17 protein-coding genes are annotated in these 15145 nt (G+C 59.7%); 7 read left to right on the top strand and 10 right to left on the bottom strand.

The window, feature by feature from the left end:
* The first annotated feature begins 7 nt into the window (after positions 1 to 7).
* The 3 genes from F8N62_RS03545 (at position 8) to F8N62_RS03555 (ending at position 3483) form a co-directional block, all read left to right on the top strand.
* On the top strand, positions 8 to 1621 hold the full coding sequence (locus F8N62_RS03545) for an inorganic phosphate transporter (protein ID WP_150709661.1): 1614 nt from the start codon (positions 8 to 10) through the stop codon (positions 1619 to 1621).
* Positions 1622 to 1897: 276 nt separating this feature from the next.
* Positions 1898 to 2764 (top strand): hypothetical protein, encoded by an 867-nt coding sequence (locus F8N62_RS03550; protein WP_150709662.1) that lies wholly within the window; start codon positions 1898 to 1900, stop codon positions 2762 to 2764.
* Positions 2761 to 3483, top strand: a complete 723-nt coding sequence (locus F8N62_RS03555) for a TylF/MycF/NovP-related O-methyltransferase (protein WP_150709663.1) — start codon at positions 2761 to 2763, stop codon at positions 3481 to 3483. Before F8N62_RS03550 ends, F8N62_RS03555 begins: the two co-directional genes overlap by 4 nt.
* Before the next feature lie 139 nt (positions 3484 to 3622).
* Here F8N62_RS03555 and F8N62_RS03560 read toward each other — a convergent pair whose 3' ends face one another.
* A complete protein-coding gene (locus tag F8N62_RS03560; RefSeq protein ID WP_150709908.1) occupies positions 3623 to 4060 on the bottom strand; it encodes a multidrug/biocide efflux PACE transporter in 438 nt (145 codons plus the stop codon).
* Positions 4061 to 4150: 90 nt separating this feature from the next.
* On the opposite strand from F8N62_RS03560, the gene F8N62_RS03565 reads away from it, so the two are divergent.
* On the top strand, positions 4151 to 5005 hold the full coding sequence (locus F8N62_RS03565; RefSeq protein WP_150709664.1) for a LysR family transcriptional regulator: 855 nt from the start codon (positions 4151 to 4153) through the stop codon (positions 5003 to 5005).
* Positions 5006 to 5189: 184 nt separating this feature from the next.
* Here the strand turns inward: F8N62_RS03565 and F8N62_RS03570 are convergent, their stop codons facing one another.
* The 3 genes from F8N62_RS03570 to F8N62_RS03580 form a co-directional block, all read right to left on the bottom strand.
* Positions 5190 to 6425: an RNA polymerase sigma factor gene (locus F8N62_RS03570; protein ID WP_150709665.1), complete on the bottom strand. Its 1236-nt coding sequence runs from the start codon at positions 6423 to 6425 to the stop codon at positions 5190 to 5192.
* Complete coding sequence (locus F8N62_RS03575; protein WP_150709666.1) at positions 6425 to 6784, bottom strand: YciI family protein; 360 nt, start codon at positions 6782 to 6784, stop codon at positions 6425 to 6427. The genes F8N62_RS03570 and F8N62_RS03575 overlap by 1 nt, the downstream gene beginning before the upstream one ends.
* Positions 6785 to 6864: 80 nt before the next feature.
* Positions 6865 to 7290, bottom strand: coding sequence for a YybH family protein (locus F8N62_RS03580; RefSeq protein ID WP_150709667.1), 426 nt, complete (start codon positions 7288 to 7290; stop codon positions 6865 to 6867).
* A gap of 140 nt (positions 7291 to 7430) precedes the next feature.
* On the opposite strand from F8N62_RS03580, the gene F8N62_RS03585 reads away from it, so the two are divergent.
* Complete coding sequence (locus F8N62_RS03585) at positions 7431 to 7916, top strand: GNAT family N-acetyltransferase (protein ID WP_150709668.1); 486 nt, start codon at positions 7431 to 7433, stop codon at positions 7914 to 7916.
* Positions 7917 to 8048: 132 nt separating this feature from the next.
* Here F8N62_RS03585 and F8N62_RS03590 read toward each other — a convergent pair whose 3' ends face one another.
* The 3 genes from F8N62_RS03590 to F8N62_RS03600 all read right to left on the bottom strand — a co-directional run bounded on the left by F8N62_RS03590 (position 8049) and on the right by F8N62_RS03600 (position 9796).
* A complete protein-coding gene (locus F8N62_RS03590) occupies positions 8049 to 8537 on the bottom strand; it encodes a GNAT family N-acetyltransferase (RefSeq protein ID WP_150709669.1) in 489 nt (162 codons plus the stop codon).
* A gap of 44 nt (positions 8538 to 8581) precedes the next feature.
* On the bottom strand, positions 8582 to 9067 hold the full coding sequence (locus tag F8N62_RS03595) for a GyrI-like domain-containing protein (protein ID WP_150709670.1): 486 nt from the start codon (positions 9065 to 9067) through the stop codon (positions 8582 to 8584).
* Between the two features lie 66 nt (positions 9068 to 9133).
* Positions 9134 to 9796, bottom strand: a complete 663-nt coding sequence (locus tag F8N62_RS03600) for a LysE family translocator (RefSeq protein ID WP_150709671.1) — start codon at positions 9794 to 9796, stop codon at positions 9134 to 9136.
* Between the two features lie 139 nt (positions 9797 to 9935).
* Here F8N62_RS03600 and alaC point away from each other — a divergent pair, with 139 nt between their 5' ends.
* Positions 9936 to 11153 carry an alanine transaminase gene (alaC, locus tag F8N62_RS03605; RefSeq protein ID WP_150709672.1) on the top strand — a complete coding sequence of 406 codons (1218 nt, stop codon included), beginning with the start codon at positions 9936 to 9938 and terminating at the stop codon, positions 11151 to 11153.
* A gap of 94 nt (positions 11154 to 11247) precedes the next feature.
* Here alaC and F8N62_RS32245 read toward each other — a convergent pair whose 3' ends face one another.
* The 3 genes from F8N62_RS32245 to F8N62_RS03615 all read right to left on the bottom strand — a co-directional run bounded on the left by F8N62_RS32245 (position 11248) and on the right by F8N62_RS03615 (position 13720).
* Entirely contained in the window at positions 11248 to 11532 is a 285-nt protein-coding gene (locus tag F8N62_RS32245) for an Ig-like domain-containing protein (protein ID WP_224791335.1), read from the bottom strand.
* A 220-nt stretch (positions 11533 to 11752) separates the two neighbouring features.
* Positions 11753 to 13105, bottom strand: a complete 1353-nt coding sequence (locus F8N62_RS03610) for a GntP family permease (RefSeq protein WP_150709673.1) — start codon at positions 13103 to 13105, stop codon at positions 11753 to 11755.
* A gap of 81 nt (positions 13106 to 13186) precedes the next feature.
* The gene (locus tag F8N62_RS03615; RefSeq protein ID WP_150709674.1) at positions 13187 to 13720 is read right to left on the bottom strand and encodes a gluconokinase; all 534 of its coding nucleotides are present in this window, start codon (positions 13718 to 13720) and stop codon (positions 13187 to 13189) included.
* A gap of 214 nt (positions 13721 to 13934) precedes the next feature.
* Here F8N62_RS03615 and F8N62_RS03620 point away from each other — a divergent pair, with 214 nt between their 5' ends.
* Entirely contained in the window at positions 13935 to 14966 is a 1032-nt protein-coding gene (locus F8N62_RS03620; protein ID WP_150709675.1) for a LacI family DNA-binding transcriptional regulator, read from the top strand.
* Positions 14967 to 15145 lie beyond the last annotated feature (179 nt).

Genomic DNA, 15145 nt, shown 5'->3' on the forward strand with positions numbered 1-15145 from the left:
GTCCGCTATGGCTACTCCTTCCTTCACTGCCGCCCAGGCGCCTGCCAGCAGCGCCAAGCCGCAATTCGACAAGAAACCCGGCCTGCTCACCCTGCTGATTTTCTTCGGTGTGCTGGCCAGCGGGCTGTTGTTCACCGCCTACAGTCTGATGCACGACATGAACGAGCTGGGCACAGTCGTGACCACCTGGACGCCGTTTTTGCTGCTGGGCGTGGCGTTGGTAATTGCGCTGGGCTTTGAGTTCGTCAACGGTTTCCACGACACCGCCAACGCCGTGGCCACGGTGATTTACACCCATTCGTTGCCGCCGAATTTCGCAGTGGTCTGGTCCGGGTTCTTCAATTTTCTCGGGGTGTTGCTGTCCAGCGGCGCAGTGGCTTTTGGCATCATCGCCCTGCTGCCGGTGGAGCTGATTTTGCAAGTCGGATCGTCCGCCGGTTTCGCGATGATCTTCGCCCTGTTGATCGCCGCGATCCTGTGGAACCTCGGCACCTGGTGGCTGGGTTTGCCGGCGTCGTCGTCGCACACCCTGATCGGTTCGATCATCGGCGTCGGCGTGGCCAACGCGCTGATGCACGGGCGCGACGGCACCAGCGGTGTGGACTGGGCGCAAGCGACCAAAATCGGCTATGCACTGTTGCTCTCGCCACTGGTCGGCTTCGGCTGTGCGGCGTTGTTGCTGCTGGCCATGCGCGCCTTCGTCAAGAATCGCGCGTTGTACAAGGAGCCCAAGGGCAACACGCCGCCACCGTGGTGGATTCGCGGCATGTTGATCCTGACCTGCACCGGCGTGTCGTTCGCCCACGGTTCCAACGACGGGCAGAAAGGCATGGGCCTGATCATGTTGATTCTGGTGGGCACGTTGCCGATGGCGTACGCGCTGAACCGCACCATGCCGGCGGATCAGGCCTTGCAGTTCGCTGCCGTCGCCGAAGTCACCCAGCAAGCACTGGTGAAAAGTTCGCCGCTGCCGGCGCCGGCCGACCCACGTCCAGTACTGTCCGATTACGTGCGCAGCAAGGAAGCCACGCCGCAACTGATTCCCGCCCTCGCCGCGCTGGCCGGCAGCATCGGCGCTGAAGTGAAGGGGTATGGATCGCTGGCGAAAGTCCCGGCCGAGGCCGTGGGTAACGTGCGTAACGACATGTACCTGACCAGCGAAACCATTCGCCTGATGGACAAGAACAAGGTCGGCAACTTCGACGCGGACACTCGCGACAAGCTGCAACTGTTCAAACAGCAGATCGACAACTCGACGCGGTTTATCCCGCTGTGGGTGAAGATCGCGGTGGCGATTGCGCTGGGCCTGGGCACCATGGTCGGCTGGAAACGCATCGTGGTGACGGTCGGTGAAAAAATCGGCAAGACGCACCTGACTTACGCGCAGGGCGCTTCGGCAGAAACCGTGGCCATGCTGACCATCGGCGCGGCGGACATGTTCGGGCTGCCGGTGTCGACCACCCATGTATTGTCATCGGGGGTCGCCGGGACCATGGTCGCCAACGGCGGCGGCTTGCAGATGCGCACCATCCGTAATCTGCTGATGGCCTGGGTGTTGACCTTGCCGGCGGCAATTGTGTTGTCGGGCAGCTTGTATTGGCTGTTCACCCAGATTTTCTAGTTTCAACACCCTCCCCTGTGGGAACTGCTGCTCTGTGGGAGCGAGCCTGCTCGCGAAGATCGTCAAGACAACCCGGTCATTTAGACAGCCCGCGTTATCGTTGACGTCCTTCGCGAGCAGGCTCGCTCCCACAGGGATTTTTTTTATCCGTAGAACGCTATTCGTCGCAAATTCAGGGGATGACGCTTTTATTGGTCCCCCGCCCGCCCTATTGCACTTCAGTTTGCTACCGTGTGGCCGACTCTTAAGAGACTCGATGCATTCAGGAGTGGGATCGTGAATCTGTACATCAATCAGCTGCAACACAAAGCTGACTTTAAAGAAGCCATCTACGCCGGCGACATCTTCCTGAACACTCAGCTGCGCGCCGCCAAAGAGTTGTGTGCGTTCGCTCAGGAAAGCATCACCGCCGCCTTCGACGGCGAGACCCGGCACCAGGCGCTGCACACGCTGATGCCGGTGGAAGAATTCGTGGTTCTGGTGACGCGCCTCAAGGGCCAGTTCACCAATAGCCTGCGCGCCAAAGAGCTGATTCGCAGCTTCACCGACGAGATCGGTGCAGCGCCCGAGGAATTCATCTTCGACGTGCCGCGCATCCGCGTCGTGCCCAACTACGACTACCTGCACGCGGGCGTCAGCTATGCCTATAAACCACATCGCGACACCTGGTACGGCGGCGTCGATTGCCAGATCAATACCTGGATGCCGGTCTACACGATCCAGCCGGACCAGACCATGATGATCAACCCGGCCTACTTCGATGCCCCGGTGAAAAACACCTCGGCGCAATGGAGCCTGTCGGACTGGATTGATGTACAACGTCAACGCGCCAAAGACAACGTCACCGAAGAAGCGCGCCAGCACCCGGTGCCCACCGAAGCGATCAACACCGCGTCCGAAATACGCATCGCCGGCAACACCGCCGAGATGCTGGTTTTCTCGGGTTCGCACTTGCATGGCACGGTGCCCAACTACACGCAACAAACCCGCTTCAGCGTGGACTTCCGCCTGATGCACCTCGACGACCTCAAACACCAGCGCGGCGCGATCAACGTCGACAGCGCCTGCCCTGACGTCGGCGCCGGCTTCAAAGACTATTTCCACGCCCACGACTTTTCTAATTTCCAAGGAATCGAAGCATGACCAAGCGTCGCATCACGCCTGCCGAGGCCCAGTACAACGAAACCCGTGCGAACGTTCTGAAACGGGTCGATGCCGAGTACGTGGCCGACGCGCCGTTCGTCTTCGCCAACCGCATCGGCGTGACGGCTGCCCTGTCGCGCATGGAGCTGTTCAAGAAAGTCGCTGAAATACCGGGCGCGATCATTGAGTGCGGCGTGTACAAAGGCAACTCGCTGATGCTGTACATGCACTTGTCGATGATTCTCGAGCCTTACGCGATCAACCGTTCGATCGTCGGCTTCGACACTTTCGAAGGCTTCCAGAGCATCGACAAAAAAGAAGACCCGGCCGACGTCAACGAGACCATGTTCTCCGACACCGACCAGTCGCTGATCCAGGACATGATCGACGCCAACGACCTGCTGCGCCCGGTCAACCGTATCCCGCGTTGCGAGCTGGTCAAGGGCGACATCGTCAAGACCGTGCCGGAATGGGTCCAGACCCGTCCGGACCTGGTCGTGGCCATGCTGATCCTCGACACCGACCTGTACGAATCGACCAAAGTCGCGCTGGAAACCTTCCTGCCGTACATGCCAAAAGGCGCGATTGTGGTACTGGACGAAGTCGCTTACCGCAACTTCCCGGGCGAAACCAAAGCCCTGCGCGAAGTGCTCGACCTGAACAAAATCGAACTCAAGCGTTTGCCGTTCGACAGCTGCGTAGGCTACTTCCACGTCTGACGCAAACGTTCTGAACTGAAACACAACCACTGTGGGAGCGAGCTTGCTCGCGATAGCGGTCTGACAGTCAATGATGATGTTGAATGTGCAGGCCCCATCGCGAGCAAGCTCGCTCCCACAGGTTATGCGTTGTGTGCTTTTACCCTTCGCAAGACTGGCGCTGGAAAAACCGCTCGCGCACCACGTCATACACCCAGTGATAAACGTAGGTGTACGGCAGGAAAAACAGCAGCACCCCGGCATCCAGCAGGAACGCCTGCCACAGGCTGACGTTCAGCCACCAGGCAATCAGCGGCACGCCGACTGCAACCAGGCCGCCCTCAAACAGCAACGCATGAACGACGCGGGTCCAGGCGTTGCGCACAAGGTCGAAACGCTCAAGCAGGCGGTCGAAAATCCCGTTGAAAATCACGTTCCAGGCCAGGGCCAATGCCGCGATCACCACGGTAACGACGCCCATGTCGAGCAGCGGTTTGTCCATGATCCACGCCAGCAATGGCGTGCAGATCACGATGGCCAGCAGTTCGAAGCCGATGGCCTGAAAAATACGTTCGGTGATGGATTTGTTGGCGTTCATGACAAGCACTTCCTGAGTGACAGTGGTTGCCATCATCCCTCCACACCTCGATACTTCATAACCAATAACCATCGACCAAGGCGATAGATCATGGCGTCTCAGGAAGTGTTGCAAGCGTTCGTGCAAGCGGCGACGCAAGGTTCGTTTTCCGCAGCGGCGCGCAAATTGGGGCGCAGTCAGTCGACCATCAGCGCGGCCGTGGCGAGCCTGGAAATCGATCTGGATTTGACGTTATTCGACCGCAGCAGCCGCAAGCCGACCCTGACGCCCGCCGGGCACGTGATGTTGCAACGGGCCGAGGAAATCCTTGCGGCGACCAGCCGTCTGGAAATGACGGCCAGTCAGCTCGCCCAAGGTGTCGAGCCGAAGCTGACGGTCGCCATTTCCGACACCTATCAGTCCGACCGCTTCGAAGCGGCACTGAGTGCCTTCGACCAGCGTTACCCGGACCTCGAGCTCGAATGCCTGATCGCCGAATGCGACGACCTGGTGGCGCTGGTGCAAAGCGGTCGGGCGCATGTCGCGTTCGCCGAGCAGCAGGCTAGTTACCCGCCGGACCTGGTCAGTTCGACGGTGCAGGAGCGCACGGAAATTGCCTTGTTCGTGTCTCGCGCGCATCCGTTGGCGGCACTGGCCGTCGTCGATCAGGACGCGTTGCAACAGCATCGGGAGTTGCGGCTGGCGACCATCGTCAATCCCTATGAATCCCGTGCGAAGGGGCGTGTCTGGTCGGCACCGAGTTACCTGATGCTGCTGGAAATGGCCCAGGGCGGGTTCGGCTGGGCGCCCTTGCCGCGCTGGCTGGTAGCGCGGTTCGATGCCGGGACGTTGCAGGAATTGAAAGTGCGCGGCTGGCCAAAACCGTTATTTGTGGATGCGCTGTGGTCGCGGCTGCACCCGCCGGGGCCGGCCGGGAGTTGGTTGTTGGGCAAGATGCTGGAATAGCGGTGCGGCCATTCGCGAGCAGGCTCGCTCCCACATTAGTCCTGTGGGCCGGGAGTTGGTTGTTGGGCAAGATGCTGGAATAGCGGTGCGGCCTTCGCGAGCAGGCTCGCTCCCACATTAGTCCTGTGTACACCGATCCATTGTGGGAGCGAGCCTGCTCGCGAAGGGGCCGGTGAATTCACCCTCACTTCAAAGCCCTGATCCGCGCCTCGATAAACCGCCGCTCCGGCACTTGCCGAGTCAATTCCAGCGCCCGTTCATAGGCCGTCCGCGCCTCCGCCACCCGCCCCAACTGCCGACAAAATTCCGCCCGTGCCGAATGCGCCAGGTGGTAATCAAGCAAATCCCCGCGCTGCAGAATCCCTTCAACCAAGGTCAGTCCCGCCAACGGCCCATCCCGTTTGGAGATTGCCGCCGCGCGGTTCAACTCGATCACCGGCGAAGGCACCGCCGCCAGCAGCACATCATACAAACCGACAATCTGCAGCCAGTCCGTCTCCCCCGCTGTCGGCGCTTCGGCATGCACTGCCGCAATGGCTGCTTGCAGGCAATACGGTCCGAATCCCTGCGTGGCCAGCGCCCTCTCGATCAGCGCGCAACCTTCGGCAATCAACCCGGCATCCCACAATGAACGGTCCTGCTCGTCCAGCACAATCAGCTCGCCACTTGCCGAGGTGCGAGCCGGGCGCCGCGACTCATGCAGCAGCATCAGCGCCAGCAGCCCCATTACCTCGGCCTCGGGCAATAACTCCATCAACAACCGCCCGAGACGGATGGCCTCGCGGGTCAGTTCTTCGCGCGTCAATTCAGCGCCGACAGACGCCGAATAGCCTTCGTTGAACACCAGATAAATCACCCGCAGCACACTGTCGAGGCGCTCGGGCAGTTCCGCCAGGGTTGGCACTTGATAGGGAATTTTCGCGTCACGGATTTTCGCCTTGGCCCGCACGATGCGCTGGGCGATGGTGGCGGGTGCGGACAAAAACGCCCGGGCAATTTCCTCCGTCGTCAGGTCGCAGACTTCGCGCAACGTCAGCGGTACTTGCGCATCCGCCGCGAGTGCCGGGTGGCAACAGGTGAAGATCAGGCGCAGGCGATCGTCTTCCACGTCTTCGGCACTCCACTCGGCGTCTTCCAGCGCCTCGAGCTGCGCAATCAACATCGGCCGGGACGCCGCAAACCGCGCGCGTCGACGCAGCACGTCAATGGCCTTGAAGCGCCCGGTGGACACTAGCCACGCGCGCGGATTATCCGGCACGCCGTCCCGCTGCCAGCGCTCGACCGCGATGAAAAAAGCCTCGTGCAGCGCCTCTTCGGCGAGGTCGAAATCACCGAGCAAGCGGATCAGCGTCGCGAGTATTCGTCGCGACTCTTCACGGTAAACCTGCTCGACCCGAGCCTTGACCGACACCCCGGGCATCAGTCCCGCAGGCCTTCGGTCACCAACTGTCGGACGGGGCGCACCTCGACACAGCCGACCCGGGCCGCCGGAATATTGCCGGCGACCTGCAAGGCCTCATTGAGGTCCTTGGCATCGATCAGGTAAAAGCCGGCCAACTGCTCCTTGGTTTCTGCGAACGGGCCATCGGTGATCGACAGTTTGCCGTTGCGCATGCGCACGGTGGTGGCGGTCTGCACCGACTCCAGCGCCTCCGCCGCGATCATCCGGCCGCTGCTTTCAATCGCATCGGCGTAGGCCATGCACTCAGCGTCATGGGGGCTATCGGGCAGCGAGTGCAGTTCCCGCTCATTGCTGTAGACCAGGCATAAATACTTCATGGGGCTCTCCCGGATCGAACGGATCAACTATGGCTGCTGTTTGGCGTTTGAGAGTTGCTTTCCGATAAATAGCCCGACGCTCAGGGCTCCAGATTGAACAGCGCTGTACCGCTCATCATGTCGAACGGCGCCGACCAGTGTTCGTGAACGATGCGCCATTGCCCGGCCTCGCGCCGATAACAGGCGGTCACGCGCATCCAGCAGGCCTGGGTTTCACCCTTGTCGTTGGTGCCACCGCAATGGGCCAGCCAATGGGCGAAGGCGATGTGCTCGTCGGCCACGACGTTCATCTGGTCGAAGTCGAAGGTGTGCGTGCCCTGGCACATTTCCATGCACTCCAGCCAATGTGCGCGGTAGGCCGCCTTGCCGCGAAATTGCAGGGCCTTGACCGCGTCGTAGGAGACGATCTCCTCGCCATAAAGGGTCATCAGCTTTTCGACGTCCTTGGCGATGACTGCCTGGCGATAGGTGTCGATCAGGGACTCGATTTCGTGAGTAGCGCTCATGGTGGTTCTCCGTGGTTTTTGTTGTGAAGACACCTTTAGTCGTCTGGCAAAACGCCAAATCGACAATCAAATTAACAATAATCCATGGGCGCAAAATCGTTAGAATCCGAAGCTCATTTCTGTTGGAAAAGGACACTCCAGTGACAGCCCGACTCGTGCCTTACGAAACCCTGAACGCGCGCCAGCGCCAGCAGGTCGAGGCGATCGAAATTCACAAGGAACAAATCAAATTCTCCGGCGACATCCACGGTGCGTTGCACACCTTGCTGTCGAAGCCGGGCCCGGGCGTCAAAGGATTCGCGCTGCTGGTCGAGGACATTCCCGTCGCCTTCCTGCTGCTCAAACGCCCGCCGGTGCTACCCGCCTGGGCCGATGAACACAGCGCCACCCTGCATGCGCTGCAAGTCGATCAGCGTCATCAAGGCAAAGGCCTTGGCAAGGCCTGCCTGCAAGCCTTGCCCGACGTCGCCCGTCAGGCGTTTCCGGAGATCAACGGGCTGGAGTTGTCGGTGGATGCGGACAATGCAGCGGCCATCGCGCTGTATTCCAGGTTCGGCTGGGTCGACAGTGGCGAAGCCTATAAGGGCCGGATTGGTTACGAACGGCGGATGGGCCTGAAGTTCTGAAGTAAACACAAAACCTGTGGGAGCGGGCTCGCCCGCGATGACAATGGCAGATCCAATCGAGATTTCGCCCCTACTACCGTCAATCGCGGGCAAGCCCGCTCCCACAGGGTTCTTCAGTGTTCTATAGGCTTGTCACAACGCCAACACCATCTCATGCCACGCCATCCCGCCATGATCCGACGCGGAAGGCTTGACGTAGACAAACCCGAAGCCGGCATAGAGCGGGATGTGCCGCTCCTTGCACATCAGGTGAATGTTGGTTTTGCCCAAGCCACGCATGCGTTCGATAAACTCGCCCATCAAGCGTTTCGCCACGCCCTGCCCCTGATAATCCGGGTGTACCACCACCGACATGATCACCACCTGCGGGCCGGCCGGGTCGTGGCCGATCAATTCCTTGAACGCTTCGTCCGACATCTCGACTTGAAACGCCGCACCGGAGTTGATGAAACCGGCTACAGCGCCGTCCACTTCGGCGACGATAAAACCCTCAGGCCAGGTGGCGATGCGCGTGGCGATTTTTTCCCGGGTGGCGGCTTCGTCGCCTTCATAGGCGAGGGTTTCGATGGCGTAACAGCGGTCCAGGTCAGCGGGCAGGACGTGGCGGATAAGGAGGGTCATGGCGGCTCGATTTCAGCGTTGAACAAGCCGCCAATCATAAGTGATCAAGGCTTCAACGGCAGCCAGATTTCCAGCACGCCAGTATTGAGCTTCGGGTTGAAGTCTTCGCTGTAGCGTTCGAACTCCGGCGCGTCCGCCGCCTCTTTACCGGACTGCGGCAGCCAGGTTTTCCAGATGTACTGGAAGGTCGCGGGCAATTGATCCAGCGCACCCTGGTGTTCGAACACCGCGTACTGCTGCGGTTGGACTTCAACCCAACGGTACTGTTCGGGAAGGTCATCGAGCTTGTCGATCTCGACGCCGGCAATGTATTCGAAGCCGCCCTTGCCATCCGGATTGCAGCAGATGCCGTAGGTGACTTCGCTTTTCTGACCGGGAATTTTGCCGAGGTGCGGGATGAATTTTTCCCAAAGGTCGGGAATCCCTTGTGTGGTGTCTTGGGTAAATCGCCCGCCGAGCCCTGCAATGAGCATGAAGTGCCCATGTTCGAATCGCGGTTCGACCTGTTTCACGCCTGTTTGCTCATCCATGACTCGACTCCTGCATCAAAAAATGGGTTCGGCTGGGAGTATAGAAGCCAAACCCGATTAGCCCAGTTAAAGGCTATGTAACGCTTCGACTGCACCCGTTCCAACAAACTCGTTGTATCCCGATAGAATCACGTAGACCGCGAAATAGCAGAAGATCGCCGCTGATGCCATGTAGGAATAGCGCAGCAACTTGTCACCGAGCAATTTGCCGCCATGGCTCGCCGCGAAGCACAGGCCGGCGGACCACAACAAACCGGCGCAGAGAAATCCGCCAAGGAACAATGCCGAACTCAGCGTCCCGCCACCGCCGGAACGTGCGATCAGCGTGCCGCCCACCGCGGCGAACCAGAGAATGGCGCTGGGTGACGACATCGCCAGGAAAATCCCGCGAAAAAACTCTTTGCGGTGGGAGTTGTGACCGACTTCGGCGGTCTGGGCCAACACTGCTTCATGGTGAATCGCCGAATAGATCATCTTCGCCGCGAAATACATCAGCAGCGCCGAACCGCCGATCCACAACACCCAGCGTACGCTTTCGTATTGCAGCAAAACGGTCATCCCCGCCAGCGCCAGCACCGCGTAAATCAAGTCGCCGACACAGGTGCCCAGTCCCAGCGCAAACCCTTGAAAATAGCCGCGCTGCATGGCCAGGGTAATCATCGCGATATTGGCCACGCCGATATCCAGGCACAACGAAAGGCTCAGCAAAAAGCCGCTGCTAAATTCCATCAACCGATTTCCTTCGGAAAAATTTGTTTACGTGGAGGCTGGACAGTCTGCCACAGCTGCCCTTACATTCCGTCACAGGTCACCGCAGTGACCAGCGTCGCTCGGACGGTTCCGGGCGCTTACGTTATCCGAGGCAACAATGGCCGAACAAGGTTCGCCGCGCCGCTTTGCGCGCATAGATCGACTCCCCCCTTACGTTTTCAACATCACCGCCGAGCTGAAGATGGCCGCCCGTCGTCGTGGTGAAGACATCATTGACTTGAGCATGGGCAACCCCGACGGCCCGACGCCGCCGCACATTGTCGAAAAACTGGTCACCGTCGCCCAGCGCGAAGACACCCACGGCTACTCCACGTCCAAGGGCATTCCGCGCCTGCGCCGGGCGATTTCCAACTGGTACAAGCAGCGTTACGCGGTCGACATCGACCCGGAAACCGAAGCCATTGTCACCATCGGCTCCAAGGAAGGCCTGGCGCATTTGATGCTGGCCACCCTCGATCAGGGCGACACGGTGCTGGTACCGAACCCGAGCTACCCGATTCACATCTACGGTGCCGTTATTGCCGGCGCCCAGGTGCGTTCCGTGCCGCTGATTCCGGGGGTGGATTTCTTCGCTGAGCTGGAACGGGCGATTCGCGGCTCGATCCCGAAACCGAAAATGATGATCCTCGGTTTCCCGTCCAACCCGACTGCGCAGTGCGTGGAGCTGGATTTCTTCGAGCGCGTCATCGCCCTCGCCAAGCAGTACGACGTGCTGGTGGTGCACGACCTGGCTTACGCCGACATCGTCTACGACGGCTGGAAAGCCCCGTCGATCATGCAGGTGCCTGGCGCCAAGGACATCGCGGTGGAGTTTTTCACTCTGTCCAAGAGCTACAACATGGCGGGCTGGCGCATCGGTTTCATGGTCGGCAATCCGGAACTGGTCAACGCGCTGGCGCGGATCAAGAGCTACCACGACTACGGCACCTTCACCCCGCTGCAAGTCGCGGCGATTGCGGCGCTGGAAGGCGATCAGCAATGCGTCAAAGACATCGCCGAGCAGTATCGGCAACGGCGTAATGTGCTGGTCAAAGGCCTGCATGAACTGGGCTGGATGGTCGAAAACCCGAAAGCATCGATGTACGTCTGGGCAAAAATCCCCGACGCGTATGCGAACCTGGGTTCGCTGGAGTTCGCCAAAAAACTGCTGGCCGAAGCCAAGGTCTGCGTCTCGCCGGGCGTCGGGTTCGGTGAGTATGGGGACGATCACGTGCGCTTCGCGCTGATCGAAAACCAGGACCGGATTCGCCAGGCCGTGCGCGGGATTCGCGGGATGTTCAGGGCGGATGGGCTGGTCAATAAAATCATTTACTAAGTAGAAAATCCGGGAGCGATCTTGTTGCTCCCGGAGTGTACAACTGCAGCTGGTAACCAGGCCAAAACCACGTACATTCCAGATTGGTACCACACTACGTGACTGTAAAGTTTCGCAGTGCTGTCCAGGGAGAATGGTTTCCCCCTACGGTCTGTCTGGCCCGAACTGCATATGCACCCGGAATCCATGCAGTTTGTGAAGTCACTTGCCACTGGCCTGACGAGAGCACCTTAGCTGTGCCCACAGGCGTTCCATCACTTTTTTCGACCGTTATATCTCCTGCTTCATCTCCCTTACCAATAAACGTTGGTCTAGGACCTTGGTCAGAGTTTTCTGCTGGAACCAAGATTTCCGGAATTCCTAACGATGATGTGCCCATAACCCGCTCCTTGTCTTCGACAGTATTGATTCATCAGCAAGCCATGTCGGCATCGCCTCGACCGCAATACTCGCCCCGAATGCGAGAGACGGTCTACCTGTGATAAATGACAGTTCAGACAGGCGGTCCCCTGTCGGCCCTCACATTAATTATTGGCAACTTCATTTGCCACCTACAAAAAAACCGCATCACTGCGGTTTTTTTGTGGTTGCCGATCGTGTCAGACGAACATCGACAACAGCAGAATAAAGCCCAAACCCACCACCGACAGAATGGTTTCCATCGCGGTCCAGGTCTTGAAGGTTTCCGCCACGGTCATGTTGAAGTACTGCTTCACCAGCCAGAAACCCGCGTCGTTGACGTGAGACAGGATCAGCGACCCGGCACCGGTGGCCAGCACCAGCAGCTCACGGTTCACGCCCGGAATCATCCCCACTACCGGCACCACAATGCCTGCACCGGTAATGGTCGCCACCGTCGCCGAACCGGTTGCAATGCGGATCACCGCCGCCACCAGCCACGCCAGCAAAATCGGTGAGATCTGCGCGTTGACCGCCATGTGGCCGATCACGTCACCGACACCGCTGGTCACCAGCATCTGCTTGAAGCCACCACCGGCACCGATGATCAGAATGATCGCGGCGGTCGGCGCAAGGCTGGCATCCAGCAGTTTCAGAATCTGATTGGAGCCGATGCCCTGACGATGGCCGAAGGTGTACAGCGACAGCAGCAACGCCAGCAGCAGCGCGGAGATCGGGTGGCCGATCAGGTCCATGAAGGAGCGGAAGAAATTGCCTTCAGGCAACACCACGTCGGCGAAGGTCTTGAGCAGCATCAGGAATACCGGCAGCAGCACGGTGATCAGGGTGATGCTGAAGCTCGGCAGTTCTTTCGCGTCGGGTTCGCGTGCCAGTTGATCCACCAGTTCCTGATTCGGATGACCGGGGATGTATTTGGCAATGAAAGTGCCGTAGATCGGGCCGGCAATAATGGCCGTCGGCAATGCGACGATCAGGCCGTAGAGAATGGTTTTGCCGATGTCGGCACCGAACACGCCGATGGCCAGCAACGGGCCCGGGTGCGGTGGCACCAGGCCGTGCACGGCGGACAGACCGGCCAGCAGCGGGATACCGATCTTGATGATCGACACGCCGGTACGCCGGGCGACGATGAACACCAGCGGGATCAGCAGCACGAAACCGATTTCGAAGAACAGCGGAATACCGACGAGGAACGCGGCGAACATCATCGCCCACTGCACCTTGTCCTTGCCGAATGCGCGAATCAGCGTCTGCGCAATCTGATCCGCCCCGCCCGACTCGGCCATCATTTTGCCGAGCATGGTGCCCAGCGCCAGGATGATCCCGACGAAACCGAGCACGCCACCGAAGCCGTCCTGGAACGCCTTGATGATGGTGCCGATCGGCATGCCGGACGTCAGCCCGAGAAAGGCTGCGGCAATGATCAGGGCGATGAACGGGTGAAATTTGAACTTGGTGATCAGGATAATAAGCCCGATCACCGTGACCACTGCATCAAGCAGCAGGAACGTCTCGTGGGACATGCCAAACATTAGGGGTGTCTCCTGGTTGTTGTTGTTATTAAAGCGGGAAATTCGAAAGTCATGAGGACAGCGCTATCTCTGCAAGCAAAATTAACCGACGCGTTTCAAGCCGTGCTCTAGCCACCAGTGGTGTGCCTGAACGGCCAGTTCATCGACGCTGTGGGTCGACGCATCAAGGGCCAGGGTCAGCGGTTCGCCGACGGGCGACTCAAGCGTGGCGAACTGGCTGTCGATCAGGGTCGACGGCATGAAGTGGCCCGGACGATGGGAAACACGGTCGGCGGCGACTTCAGGCGTGAGTTCGAGAAACACGAAGCCCAGGCCCGGCAAGGCGCTGCGCAGTACTTCGCGGTAACTGTGTTTGAGGGCCGAGCAGGTCAGCACCGGGCGCTGGCCCGTGGCATCGACGCGGCGCAGTTCATCGCACAGGCTGTCGAGCCAGCCGGCGCGGTCGTCGTCGTTCAGGGGAATGCCGGCGCTCATCTTTTCGATGTTGGCCGCCGGGTGAAACGTGTCGCCTTCAATGGCCGTGGCGCCGCTGAGCTCGCACAGGGCTTCGCTGACGCAGGTTTTGCCGCAACCGGCCACGCCCATGATGACCAGGGCGGTGATGGGATGATTCATGTAACACCTCAGCGCGCAGACAGCGCTACCTTTGAAACCTCTGACACAGTTCAAAAGCAGAAGTTGCCGACGCCTTCTTGTCATTTTTGTGGGTTGCAGCGTGTTCGTTCCCGACGCCGAAAAGCGAGGTTCAGGCAAAACTCGCTTACGCATTTGCAGCCGCTTCGGGACAGCGCTACCTTAGTGCCTTGAATTTTGTTTGGCAAGCCGCCCGATGACCTCCCCTAAAAACGATAAAAATACGCGAACCACTGGCCGTCCGACCCTTAACGAAGTGGCGCGAATGGCCGGCGTCAGCCCGATTACCGCCTCCCGCGCCTTGCGTGGCGTGAGCACCGTGGCCACCGAACTGGTGGAAAAAGTCCAGAAAGCGGCGCTTGAACTCAATTACGTGGTCAACCCCGCCGCTCGCGCCTTGGCCTCGGCCCAGAGCCATTCCGTGGTGGTTTTGGTGCCGTCACTGTCCAACTTGCTGTTTATCGAAACGCTGGAAGCCATTCATCAGGTTTTGCGCCCCAAGGGCTTCGAAGTGCTGATCGGCAACTTCCATTACTCGCGCGATGAAGAAGAAAACCTGCTGCGCAACTACATGGCCTATCAACCACGCGGTCTGCTGCTGACCGGGTTTGATCGCACTGAAAGTTCGCGGCGAATGGTCGAGGCGAGCAACATTCCCTGCGTCTACATGATGGAACTCGACAGTGCCGCGGGCGTTAATTGCGTGGGTTTTTCGCAACTGGCGGCCGGCGAAACGGCGGCCGAGCATTTGTTGTCCCGCGGCCGCAAGCGCCTGGCTTACATCGGCGCGCAACTGGACCAGCGCACGCTGCTGCGCGGCGAAGGTTTCCGCAAAGCCCTGCAAAAAGCCGGTCGTTATGACCCGGACCTGGAAGTGCTGACACCACGCGCGTCCTCGGTCGGGCTGGGCGGCGAGCTGTTCCTGCAACTGATTGCCAGTCATCCCGATGTCGATGCGATCTTTTTCGGCAACGACGACCTGGCGCAGGGCGCGCTATTGGAAGCGCTGCGCTGCGGGATCAAAATCCCCGAGCAAGTGGCGATTCTCGGTTTCAACGACCTGCCGGCCTCGGCCCACATGGTTCCGCGCCTGAGTAGCATCAGTACCCCGCGCGAAGCCATCGGCCGATGTGCGGCGGAGCAGATGCTGACCTTGATGGCGGGCAATAGTGTGGCCAGACCGGTGCTGGACATGGGGTTTGAACTCAAGGTACGGGAAAGTACTTAACCCCTGTGGGAGCGAGCCTGCTCGCGAAGCTGTGTACCAGGCAACATCGGGCTGATTGACACACCGCCTTCGCGAGCAGGCTCGCTCCCACAAGAAATCTCCGCACGCACCCGCACCATCAAGCTGCGCATCGCCGACGCCACGGGTTTCAACTAACCTAGATAATGCGTCTCGACTTC

The organism is Pseudomonas fluorescens (assembly GCF_902497785.1).
GTDB classification, from domain to species: Bacteria; Pseudomonadota; Gammaproteobacteria; order Pseudomonadales; family Pseudomonadaceae; genus Aquipseudomonas; species Aquipseudomonas fluorescens_BO.

Excerpts from the sequence above, each read along its gene's own strand:
- F8N62_RS03545 (WP_150709661.1), top strand. The coding sequence starts at position 8 with ATGGCTACTCCTTCCTTCACTGCCGCCCAGGCGCCTGCCAGCAGCGCC.
- F8N62_RS03555 (WP_150709663.1), top strand. The coding sequence starts at position 2,761 with ATGACCAAGCGTCGCATCACGCCTGCCGAGGCCCAGTACAACGAAACC.
- F8N62_RS03560 (WP_150709908.1), bottom strand. The coding sequence starts at position 4,060 with ATGAACGCCAACAAATCCATCACCGAACGTATTTTTCAGGCCATCGGC.
- F8N62_RS03565 (WP_150709664.1), top strand. The coding sequence starts at position 4,151 with ATGGCGTCTCAGGAAGTGTTGCAAGCGTTCGTGCAAGCGGCGACGCAA.
- F8N62_RS03570 (WP_150709665.1), bottom strand. The coding sequence starts at position 6,425 with ATGCCCGGGGTGTCGGTCAAGGCTCGGGTCGAGCAGGTTTACCGTGAA.
- F8N62_RS03575 (WP_150709666.1), bottom strand. The coding sequence starts at position 6,784 with ATGAAGTATTTATGCCTGGTCTACAGCAATGAGCGGGAACTGCACTCG.
- F8N62_RS03580 (WP_150709667.1), bottom strand. The coding sequence starts at position 7,290 with ATGAGCGCTACTCACGAAATCGAGTCCCTGATCGACACCTATCGCCAG.
- F8N62_RS03590 (WP_150709669.1), bottom strand. The coding sequence starts at position 8,537 with ATGACCCTCCTTATCCGCCACGTCCTGCCCGCTGACCTGGACCGCTGT.
- F8N62_RS03595 (WP_150709670.1), bottom strand. The coding sequence starts at position 9,067 with ATGGATGAGCAAACAGGCGTGAAACAGGTCGAACCGCGATTCGAACAT.
- F8N62_RS03600 (WP_150709671.1), bottom strand. The coding sequence starts at position 9,796 with ATGGAATTTAGCAGCGGCTTTTTGCTGAGCCTTTCGTTGTGCCTGGAT.
- alaC (WP_150709672.1), top strand. The coding sequence starts at position 9,936 with ATGGCCGAACAAGGTTCGCCGCGCCGCTTTGCGCGCATAGATCGACTC.
- F8N62_RS32245 (WP_224791335.1), bottom strand. The coding sequence starts at position 11,532 with ATGGGCACATCATCGTTAGGAATTCCGGAAATCTTGGTTCCAGCAGAA.
- F8N62_RS03610 (WP_150709673.1), bottom strand. The coding sequence starts at position 13,105 with ATGTTTGGCATGTCCCACGAGACGTTCCTGCTGCTTGATGCAGTGGTC.
- F8N62_RS03615 (WP_150709674.1), bottom strand. The coding sequence starts at position 13,720 with ATGAATCATCCCATCACCGCCCTGGTCATCATGGGCGTGGCCGGTTGC.
- F8N62_RS03620 (WP_150709675.1), top strand. The coding sequence starts at position 13,935 with ATGACCTCCCCTAAAAACGATAAAAATACGCGAACCACTGGCCGTCCG.